The organism is Rhodococcus sp. CX (assembly GCF_015865005.1).
In the GTDB taxonomy this organism is placed as follows: domain Bacteria; phylum Actinomycetota; class Actinomycetes; order Mycobacteriales; family Mycobacteriaceae; genus Rhodococcus.
Window position 1 is genome coordinate 78,604 of the sequence record NZ_JADZGH010000259.1, and the last position, 2,398, is coordinate 81,001.

3 protein-coding genes are annotated in these 2,398 nt (G+C 68.2%); 1 reads left to right on the plus strand and 2 read right to left on the minus strand.

Annotated features, from left to right (window positions below; translation table 11 throughout):
- Together I0Q12_RS28495 and I0Q12_RS28500 are read right to left on the minus strand one after the other, a co-directional pair.
- A partial coding sequence (locus tag I0Q12_RS28495) for an enoyl-CoA hydratase (protein WP_197256999.1) occupies positions 1 to 779 on the minus strand: 779 nt, incomplete at its 3' end.
- A complete protein-coding gene (locus I0Q12_RS28500; protein ID WP_197256954.1) occupies positions 776 to 1,762 on the minus strand; it encodes a nitronate monooxygenase family protein in 987 nt (328 codons plus the stop codon). The genes I0Q12_RS28500 and I0Q12_RS28495, both read right to left, overlap by 4 nt.
- Positions 1,763 to 1,982: 220 nt before the next feature.
- Between I0Q12_RS28500 and I0Q12_RS28505 the strand changes: the two genes are divergently transcribed.
- Positions 1,983 to 2,398, plus strand: a 416-nt coding sequence (locus I0Q12_RS28505) for a TetR/AcrR family transcriptional regulator (RefSeq protein WP_197256956.1), incomplete at its 3' end; no start/stop codon positions are given.

The window sequence follows — 2,398 nt, forward strand, 5'->3', positions numbered from 1 at the left end:
CGCGGGGGTCGCTTCTGCAGCATCGCGGTGGCACCCTCGAAGAAGTCCGCGGACGTCAGCAGCTCCGTCTGGCCGGCCTTCTCCCGTTCGAGTGCCTCGTCCAGCGCACCGAGCGTCGCTGCGTTCAGCGCCTGTTTGGTCAGGGCCAAGGCGCGTCGCGGTCCCGCCGCGGTCCGTGCCGCGACCGTCCGGACGTGGTCGAGGAGCTGATCGTCCGGCAGGGTCTTCCCCACGAGACCGAACCGGTCGGCGTCCGCCGCGGAGACCCGGTTGCCGAGCAACGCCATCTCGGCTGCACGGGCCCGCCCGATCGCCGCCGGGACGAGCAGGCTCGACCCGCCGTCCGCCATCAGGCCGACGTTGACGAAGGAGAGGAAGAAGTACGCGCTCTCGGCGGCGTACGTGAAGTCTGCGGCGATGGCGATCGACACCCCGAATCCAGCGGCCGGTCCGTTGACCGCCGCGATGACCGGAACCGGCACGGTGGCGATGGAGCGGATCAATGCGTTCGCGGTGTCCATCGTGACCGCCGGATCGGACGGGTTCTCCGCTCCCGCAGCCAGATCCGCGCCGGTGCAGAACGCCGTGCCCTCGCCCGTGATGACAATTGTGCGGACGTCCGGATTCTCGCCCGCCGAGTCGACGGTGTCTCGCAGGGCGCCGATCGTGGCGAGATCGACCGCGTTCATTCGCTTGGGCCGGTCGATCGTCAGCCACAGAACGTTGTCGATCAGCTCCGACCGCAGGCCCTGCACGGCCGCCTCACCGCCGCCGGTCATGCCTGCACCGCCGCCGGATCGAGGAAGCTCGTGAGGCGACCTGCGATGATCGATTCCGCCTCCGTGACCATCCGCTCGACGAGCTCAGCCACGGTGGGGATGTCGTCGATCAGGCCCTGGCACTGCCCGGCGGTCCAGATGCCGGCGTCGATGTCGCCTTCCTCGAAGACCTTGCGACCCCGGGCGCCCGCCACCAGGTGCTGGATGTCCTTGAATTCGGCTCCGCGGGACTCGATCTCGACTACCTCGGCGCTGACCGCGTTGGCCGCGACCCGTGCGGTGTTGTGCAGGGTGCGGAAGATCAGCTTCGTGTCGAGTTCGCTGTTCGCGACGATCTGCTCCTTGACCGCGTGCGCGACGGGCGACTCGACGGTGCACATGAACCGGGTCCCCATGTTGACGCCGTCGGCGCCGAGTGCGAGTGCCGCGACGAGACCGCGGGCGTCGGCGATACCGCCGGAGGCGATCACCGGAATCCGGAGCTTGCGGGTCGCGGCGGGGATCAGCACGAGGCCGGGCACATCGTCCTCACCGGGGTGGCCGGCGCACTCGAAACCGTCGATGCTCACCGCGTCGACACCCACCCGCTCGGCCTTGACGGCGTGGCGCACGCTCGTGCACTTGTGGATCACCTTGATGCCGGCGTCCTTGAAGAACGGCAGGTGGTCCACCGGGTTCGACCCGGCGGTCTCGACGATCTTGACGCCCGACTCGATGATCGCCTGCCGGTATTCGGCGTAGGGCGGCGGCGTGATCGACGGCAGGATCGTCAGGTTCACGCCGAACGGCTTGTCTGTGAGTTCGCGGGTCCGTGCGATCTCGCGCACCAGATCCTCGGGTGTGGGCTGGGTGAGGGCGGTGGTGAATCCGAGCGCCCCCGCGTTCGCCACCGCGGCGACGAGTTCGGCGCGGCCGACCCACATCATGCCGCCCTGAACGATCGGATGCTCGACGCCGAACGCCTCGGTAAATCGGGTTCTCACAGGTCCTCCCGGGATCCGCGCAATGTCGTCGGAAGGGCGGGGACGCACAGCCCGCCCGTCACTAAGTCTGAGAATCGTCATTAACTTTGATTCTCACCTCGCGCTTTGTCAATACGTTGTGTACTGCAGTTTTCCCGAAGTTCGGGTGCTTCCTGATGCTGTCGGGCGTGGAGTAGGATTGTTACCTTAGAGACAGAGACCCCGAACGCGAGGAGGCCCTGTGGCCGAACAGGCACAGGTCGAGAGTCGCCCGAGCCGCACCCGCGCAGCCGACGATTCCAACCGGCCCGCACCCCGGCGCCGCCCGAAGAACCGGAAGGCGCAGATAGCCACGGTCGCGGCCGAGGCGTTCAGCGAACGCGGATACCACGGGGTCAGCGTCGACGAGATCGCCGCGGCCGTCGGCATCTCCGGTCCCGCGCTCTATCGGCACTTCCCCAACAAGTACGCGTTGTTCCTGCACGCGGTGACCGCACTGACCGAGGCTCTGCAGGCCGCCGTGGCCGCGCCCGATCCGGACTCCGACGCCGCCGGACTCGGTCCGCAGGACGAACTCGACCGGCAGCTGCTCGCGACGATCCGCACCTCCATCGACAACCGCCGCACCGGCGGTCTGTACCGCTGGGATCGGCGGTA